Origin of the sequence: Aphanizomenon sp. UHCC 0183, assembly GCF_009712065.1 — a bacterium.
GTDB classification, from domain to species: domain Bacteria; phylum Cyanobacteriota; class Cyanobacteriia; order Cyanobacteriales; family Nostocaceae; genus Dolichospermum; species Dolichospermum heterosporum.
Genome location: NZ_VILC01000139.1, coordinates 5002 through 12192 on the forward strand (window position 1 = coordinate 5002; position 7191 = coordinate 12192).

The following is a 7191-nucleotide window of genomic DNA, read 5'->3' on the forward strand; positions in this document are numbered from 1 at the left end:
GGATAGTATTGAACAGTGAGTTGGGCTTTGATGGTCTTTTTGATCTCAGTCCCTCCATGCAACCTTTTGAGGATCTCTTGTGAGATATTGATCAAGAGGCAAAAGTACAGAAAAGATCTAACCAAAATCTGGAACTTTTTCTACAAGGCATCTAATATTGTCAGTAATTAGGCGATGAAAGAAATAAATATAATAGTAACTGAATATATAATCTGATCATGCCCAGATCCCCGATTTTCCTATAGCTAAATATGAACGAAAAATACAATAGTGCCAAAGAATGGCGTAAAGCAAATTACCGAAAACTAAAACAATATCGTGGAGAATGGATTATTTACACTAAGGATGGTGTAATAGCTCATCACCAAGATTATAGAATCATGACACAGCAAATTGACCTTCAGAACTTAAAATCTTCTGACTACATCACTGAGCGTATCTACGAGAACGAATTTGTTGAGCCAGTGAAGTTTTTCCCAGTGCGTTTTAGAACAGTCAAAAAACATGATTGGCAGCCAAAATACGAAGTCTGTCTAACTTTTCAAAATTCTAAAATCCTGGAAATGCTTGTAGATTCTGGTTCGGATATTAGCCTAATTACATTTTATTTAGGCACAGACTTAGGATATGCCCTCTCTCAAGGAGAAGTTCTGAGTAATGGAGAAGGAGTAGGGGGGAGTGTACAATATGTACTCCGACAAGTTGAAATGCAGATTGATAATTATACCTTTTCTGCTCCTGTTGCCTGGTTACAAAATGAGGATTGCCAAGAAGTTTTATTGGGTAGGGAAGTTGTGTTTGATTTATTTGATATTGAATTTAAACAAGCTGAGGAGAAAATCCTATTCAAATATAGGGGATAACTACTGTTAACTTATAAAATAATGGGTAATTTGGCTACTTCTATAATTAAAGGCTAAATTTAGCCTAATCTTGAGATATATAAGCCGTCAAATCAATAATTTTCAAATTGATAAATTAATACTTATGTCAGATACAGTTATTCGCGTTGAAAATCTCGGTAAAAAATATATTATTGGACATCAGCAGCAGGAACGTTATACTGCTCTGCGAGATGTTATTACTAATAAGGTTAAGTCTCTTGGTAGTTTAATTAATCCTAAATCCAAGCTTGAAAATCCTGCTTTTGAGGAGTTTTGGGCTTTAAAGGATGTATCTTTTGATATTAAACAAGGTGATAGAGTTGGGATTATTGGGCGCAATGGTGCAGGAAAATCAACGCTGTTGAAAATTTTAAGTCGGATTACAGAACCGACTACAGGAAGCATTAAAATCAAGGGTAGGGTTGCCAGTTTATTGGAAGTGGGAACTGGGTTTCATCCAGAGTTGACTGGGAGAGAGAATATATTTCTCAATGGTGCTATTCTGGGTATGGGTAAGGAGGAGATTAAGCGGAAGTTTGATGAGATTGTGGCGTTTGCGGAAGTGGAGAAGTTTCTGGATACGCCTGTGAAGCGATATTCTTCGGGGATGTATGTGCGGTTAGCGTTTGCGGTGGCGGCGCATTTAGAACCGGAGATTTTGATTGTGGATGAGGTTTTGGCTGTGGGGGATGCAGCATTTCAGAAGAAATGTTTGGGAAAGATGGAGGATGTGGGAAAGGAGGGAAGGACGGTTTTGTTTGTAAGTCATAATATGTCAACCATACAGTCTTTATGTGATCAGTGTATTTTATTGGCTTCTGGACAAATTCTTAGTCAAGATAAATCTTATAAAGTTATCCAGTTTTATTTACAAGAATCAGCGCAAGATTCTAATTATCAAATAGAAATTACAAAACCTCTCAATAAACCGAAGATAAAATGTGCAAATATTCAACTAAATGAAAATCCTGATGTCATGAATGCCTGTATAACGCTAGAAATATTAAGCCCTATTGTTATAGTTTCTAGTCTAGATGTTAGACTTTATGATGTATTTGAGAATCCTATCGGTTTTGGCTCATTAGGAACTATAGAACCAGAGATGATTAACTTGAATGTAGGTATTAATATCATCAGTTTCAGTTTTTCATTGGCTACTTTAGCTGTTGGCTCTTACTCTTTAAGTATAGATTTAACAAGTCCAAGGTATGAACATTATGATAGAGTAGATAAGTGTTTAAAATTTGAGGTTAATCGCCCACCTTTTAATGGCAGAAATACTGCTTTAAAACAAAATTGGGGATATGGATCAATAGAAATTCCTTTGGAAAGAAAATTTTCCGCCAATTTCGCCAATAAGTAAACCTCCATGTTAACATCGTAATCATTTTTATATGGCTTGGTCAATTAAATATTTTTTACGCAAACAAATTTGTGAGTTTCTAGACATCCCTTACAGCATCTACGACTTTCCTCCACCTTTCGTGAAATATCTTAACAAAAAACATCCAGTTAATGTTATAGATGTTGGAGCTCATGATGGTCACTTTACCCAAAGAATTAATGTCTATTGTGGTGTTAAACAAGGAATTCTTATAGAACCACTACCTAGCAAATATAAAAAACTGGTCGATACTTTCAGTGAACCGAAATATAGTGTGTATGAATGTGTTGTATCGGATACCAGGGATGAATGTACTTTCAATGTAAATGAATTAGGCGTGACTTCGTCTTTGCTAGATTTTCACGATTCAGCACCAATTTTAGATACCATTTCTTTTAAGACAGAGGCGCAAATCAGGCGCAAATCACGACTGTTGGATGATATTTTTCATGAGAGTGGAATTAGCAACGTTGATATTCTTAAGATAGATGTTCAAGGGGCAGAACATCTTGTACTGAATGGTGCAGAAAAGACGTTAGAAGCAACACAAATGATTTGGATAGAGGTCTCCTTCAAGCAAATTTACCAAGATTCTTATCTTTTTTCAGAGATTTATAGTTTATTGAGTAAGCATAATTTTATGTTAGTAGAGATATCACCAGGATACAGATCTGGTAAGGGTGAGTTACTTCAAGGTGATGCTCTTTTTAAGAAGAGTGTTTCTAACTAATTTTTTCCACAAAAAACAATCTAATTTTTTCCACAAAAAACAATGAAAAAAACATTAAAAAGATGGTTTTATTCTTACTTCCCTGGGTTTTCTGGAAGATTTCCTTATTTTGGTGTAAAAGTTTTTTTTCCTAAGAATGCTGGTATATTTAATGTGGCCTGTAGACAAGGAATATATGAAAAAGATAATGTCTTTTTAATGAGGCATCTGTTGAAGCCCAACAGCTTTTTTTTTGACATTGGTGCTAATATTGGGCTAACTTCCATCCCTATGCTTCAATTCTGTGAAACCTGTAAAGTTGTTTCTTTTGAGCCTTCTCCAAATGTTTTACCTTTTTTGCAACGTACAGCAGAAAATTCAGTTTATAAAGATCGATGGGTAGTTATAGGTAAAGCCACAGGCAAAAAGATTGGTACGTCAAATTTCTTTACATCTAATTCAGGTAATGAAGCACTGGGAGGATTTCGGGATACGAAACGAGCAGATACTCAAGTAGAAATTCAAGTTCCTGTTACTACATTAGACGAAGAGTGGAACAACTTGCAAAATCCACAAACATCGGTGATAAAAATTGATGTTGAAGGAGCCGAACTTTTGGTTCTTCAGGGTGGAGTAAATCTTATTCAGCAAGAAAATCCAGCTATTTTATTAGAATGGCATACGGTGAATTTGAAAGCTTATGATTGCCCTCCCGAAAGTTTATTATCATTTTGTAAAGACATTAATTACAAAATTTATGCTTTACCGGATTTAATTAGTGTACAAAACCGTAATGAATTATTACTTCATATGAGAAAAACGGAAAACTTTTTGTTGCTTCCTATTACTTGATTTTAGAAGCAGCAATTCTCATTTTGAAACCAGTTTAAGCTATTTCAGAGAACACTAGTACAGGTTGGCGTAAATAAGATGACTATTAAAAGCTCCGAAAATTTGATTGCTTACAAGGCTTGAAAATGGTTCATTCACTTACGCCGCACGGTACTAGAATCTTTAAGAATTGTAACCCGCTTGTCGTACGAAGGTTTTTAGTATAGCTCACAAACACATTGTGAAACTCCTAATAAAACTCCAGGAAATGAAACAATCAAATTACAATAATGAGAAAAATTAATTTTCATATTATGACATCGCACTCACTACACTTAAGCAATAATCACAAAATAATAGATGATAAAGAAAATAATCAAATCTATAACTTCACATTTTCAAGATTAGGCGAAAAAATACCAGTGTCAGACTCTTACCTAATTGCTGATGAGCTTTGTCAATCTAATTTACCTTTTTTAATACCTAGAAGTAAACGAGTAGCACTGCTATATGAAACCTCAGTATATACTAAAAATATATCTCCTTCTATCTTAAAAAAGAGATTTGATATCGTACTCACTCATAAGGAATCCTTTTTACAGATGGGACATCCATTTTACAAAACATATTTCAGTACCAACTTATTATCTGTACCTTTACAGGAACTTTCACAATTTAAAAAATCCAAGTTGACTTCTTTTATTGGCAATATTGAGCATAATCAAAGTGTTCATGGGTACTCTTTCAGAAGTAGTGTTGCGAAACTATTAATAAATAATGAGAAAGTTGATTGTTACGGTAAAGGAATTAAGTGGATAAACTCGAAGTTAGAAGCATTAAAAGATTATTGTTTTTCTGTAGCTATGGAAAACTGCAAAGAGAATTACTACTTTACCGAAAAAATTATAGATTGCTTTTTAACTGAAACCATCCCCATATATTGGGGATGTCCTAAAATAGACAAAATATTTGATCCTAGAGGTATGATTTGCTTCGATAACTTACAAGAGCTAGAGGTAATATTACAAGATTTATCATTTGAAAAATACCAAAATATGCTGCCTTTTGCTCAGAAGAACAAAGAGATATGTATTAATTCTCTTTTAGATTCTTTTGATGGATTTCTTCTGCGATGTGCCAGGACTATCTGCGAAAAATCAAAATTAACCAGGCAAAATACGGGTGGTGATCATTGGTTACAAACATCAAAACTAATGGGCAAATTTAGGAAATATTGCTTAGACTCATAAATATCCAACTCATAAAATTTTAACAGCCTTAACCATAAGGTACTTACAAGGTATAATTATGCACCCAATACACGTTGGACGACCTAATATAGGCGATCGCCAAACCTTCCTAAACCGAGTTAACGAAATCCTAGACCGTAATTGGCTCACTAACAATGGTCCAGTAGTCCAAGAGTTTGAAAAAAAACTAGCAGAATATCTGGGAGTAGGTCACGTCGTAGCAATGTGTAATGGCACAGTTGCCTTGGAAATTGCCATTCGCGCCCTAGAATTAGAAGGTGAGGTGATTCTCCCATCCTATACCTTTATTGCCACTGCTCACGCTATACACTGGCAAGGGCTGACCCCTGTATTTGCTGACATTAATCCTGCAACCCATAATTTAGATGCCAATGCAGTCAAGAGGATGATCACCCCTAAAACTTCTGGTATTATAGGAGTCCACCTGTGGGGTAGAGGTGCAGATGTAGATGGTTTACAGGATATTGCCAATGAGTATGAACTCAAACTAATGTTTGATGCTGCCCATGCCTTTGGTTGTTCTTATCAAGGTAAAATGATCGGTAACTTTGGTGCTTGTGAAGTTTTTAGTTTCCATGCCACCAAGTTTTTTAATAGTATTGAAGGAGGAGCGATCGCTACCAATGATGATGAACTAGCAGAAAAGTTAAATTTGATGCGAAATTTTGGCTTTGCAGGCTTTGATAACGTGATTTATCCTGGCACTAATGGCAAAATGAATGAGATTTGTGCTGCTATGGGACTCACAAACTTGGAATATTTAGACGAAATTCTCAAAGTAAATCGTCGTAATTATCTGACCTATCAAAAATTGATTCAGCCCATCCAAGGTATTTCATTATTGCCTTATGATCAAACCGAGTCTAACAATTTTCAATATATTATTCTTGAGGTTGATCCAGACTTTCCAGTTAGTCGAGATACTTTAGTTGATAAATTCCATGAGGCTAATATATTGGCAAGAAAGTATTTTTGGCCAGGTTGTCATAACATGAAACCTTATAAGGATTTATTTCCTAATGCTAATCTTCTGTTAAAAAATACGGAGTTAGTGGCTGATAGGGTGATTGTTTTACCAACAGGTTTAGCAATGGATTTAGATAATATACACAAAGTAGTTGAAATTCTTGTTAGCTGTATATAAGCAAATTTAATACAAAAATCATCCAATTATCGCTATGTTTCAAAAAATAAAATCAACAGCAAAATATATCCTAAATCTATATGGGATAGAAATTTACAATACCAATTATCGTACAATTCCTTTAGGATGTGATTGGCGTTATGATATTTCCTATTATTCCCATCAAGATAAAATTAAAGTTGTTTTTGATGTAGGAGCTAATATTGGACAAACAGTTAATCAAATAATTCCAATATTTCCTACATCGAAAATATATTGTTTTGAACCAATACCTTCAACATTTAAAGTCCTATGTGATAATACCAAAAATCTCAGTAATGTTAAATGTTTTGAAATTGGATTAGGTGATATATCTGGAGAATTTTTGATCACTTCAGAACCGTTGTCAGGACAAAATACTTTTCTGTTGGATTCTAAGACATCAGAATACGTAACTTCTGTCAAAGTTATAAGTCTTGACGAATTTTGCGAATCGGAGAATATCACTAGTATAAGTGTTTTGAAGATTGATACTGAAGGTTTTGAGTGCAAAGTTTTATCTGGTGCGTGCAATATGTTAAGTTCTAAACAAATAGACTTTATCTTGACAGAAGTTGACTTTGGTAAAAGACCTGACAACGATCCTCACGGCAACTTTTTTGAGATTTTTGATTATTTAAAGACTTTTGGTTATGATGTTGTGGCTTTTTATCCTGATGGATTAGATAAACATGGTTGGAGATGGGGTAATGTTCTATTTAAGTCTAATCATGTTTTACCACGAAAAAACTTAATTCGTCGCCATAATCTAAAAGAAATAATTAATTTACATTCAACTTACTTAAATAGTAAATAATCAAGGATTTTTAGCAAACAGCTTTATATAATTATGCAAAACAATACTCTAATTACACAGCAAGAGATGTTAAAAATTCTTGCTGAAGAAATTTCCGACCCATCTCAGCTTAATCCTACTCCTCTAGTTAGGG

7 protein-coding genes are annotated in these 7191 nt (G+C 34.3%); all 7 read left to right on the forward strand.

What is annotated here, in order from left to right; all coding sequences use genetic code 11:
* Positions 1-251: 251 nt before the first annotated feature.
* Positions 252-863 carry a retropepsin-like aspartic protease gene (locus FJR37_RS24825; protein ID WP_028091101.1) on the forward strand — a complete coding sequence of 204 codons (612 nt, stop codon included), beginning with the start codon at positions 252-254 and terminating at the stop codon, positions 861-863.
* A gap of 124 nt (positions 864-987) precedes the next feature.
* On the forward strand, positions 988-2247 hold the full coding sequence (locus FJR37_RS24830; RefSeq protein ID WP_168467388.1) for a polysaccharide ABC transporter ATP-binding protein: 1260 nt from the start codon (positions 988-990) through the stop codon (positions 2245-2247).
* A gap of 31 nt (positions 2248-2278) precedes the next feature.
* Positions 2279-2998: an FkbM family methyltransferase gene (locus FJR37_RS24835; protein ID WP_168467389.1), complete on the forward strand. Its 720-nt coding sequence runs from the start codon at positions 2279-2281 to the stop codon at positions 2996-2998.
* Between the two features lie 42 nt (positions 2999-3040).
* Positions 3041-3829 (forward strand): FkbM family methyltransferase, encoded by a 789-nt coding sequence (locus FJR37_RS24840; RefSeq protein ID WP_168467390.1) that lies wholly within the window; start codon positions 3041-3043, stop codon positions 3827-3829.
* A gap of 269 nt (positions 3830-4098) precedes the next feature.
* Positions 4099-5058: a glycosyltransferase family 10 domain-containing protein gene (locus tag FJR37_RS24845; RefSeq protein ID WP_168467391.1), complete on the forward strand. Its 960-nt coding sequence runs from the start codon at positions 4099-4101 to the stop codon at positions 5056-5058.
* Between the two features lie 58 nt (positions 5059-5116).
* Positions 5117-6223 carry a DegT/DnrJ/EryC1/StrS aminotransferase family protein gene (locus tag FJR37_RS24850; RefSeq protein WP_168467392.1) on the forward strand — a complete coding sequence of 369 codons (1107 nt, stop codon included), beginning with the start codon at positions 5117-5119 and terminating at the stop codon, positions 6221-6223.
* A 34-nt stretch (positions 6224-6257) separates the two neighbouring features.
* Positions 6258-7058, forward strand: coding sequence for an FkbM family methyltransferase (locus FJR37_RS24855; protein WP_168467393.1), 801 nt, complete (start codon positions 6258-6260; stop codon positions 7056-7058).
* Positions 7059-7191 lie beyond the last annotated feature (133 nt).

Bases quoted from the DNA above. Each gene is read 5' to 3' on its own strand.
- FJR37_RS24850 (WP_168467392.1), top strand. From the start codon at position 5,117: ATGCACCCAATACACGTTGGACGACCTAATATAGGCGATCGCCAAACC.
- FJR37_RS24825 (WP_028091101.1), top strand. From the start codon at position 252: ATGAACGAAAAATACAATAGTGCCAAAGAATGGCGTAAAGCAAATTAC.
- FJR37_RS24845 (WP_168467391.1), top strand. From the start codon at position 4,099: ATGAGAAAAATTAATTTTCATATTATGACATCGCACTCACTACACTTA.
- FJR37_RS24855 (WP_168467393.1), top strand. From the start codon at position 6,258: ATGTTTCAAAAAATAAAATCAACAGCAAAATATATCCTAAATCTATAT.
- FJR37_RS24840 (WP_168467390.1), top strand. From the start codon at position 3,041: ATGAAAAAAACATTAAAAAGATGGTTTTATTCTTACTTCCCTGGGTTT.
- FJR37_RS24830 (WP_168467388.1), top strand. From the start codon at position 988: ATGTCAGATACAGTTATTCGCGTTGAAAATCTCGGTAAAAAATATATT.
- FJR37_RS24835 (WP_168467389.1), top strand. From the start codon at position 2,279: ATGGCTTGGTCAATTAAATATTTTTTACGCAAACAAATTTGTGAGTTT.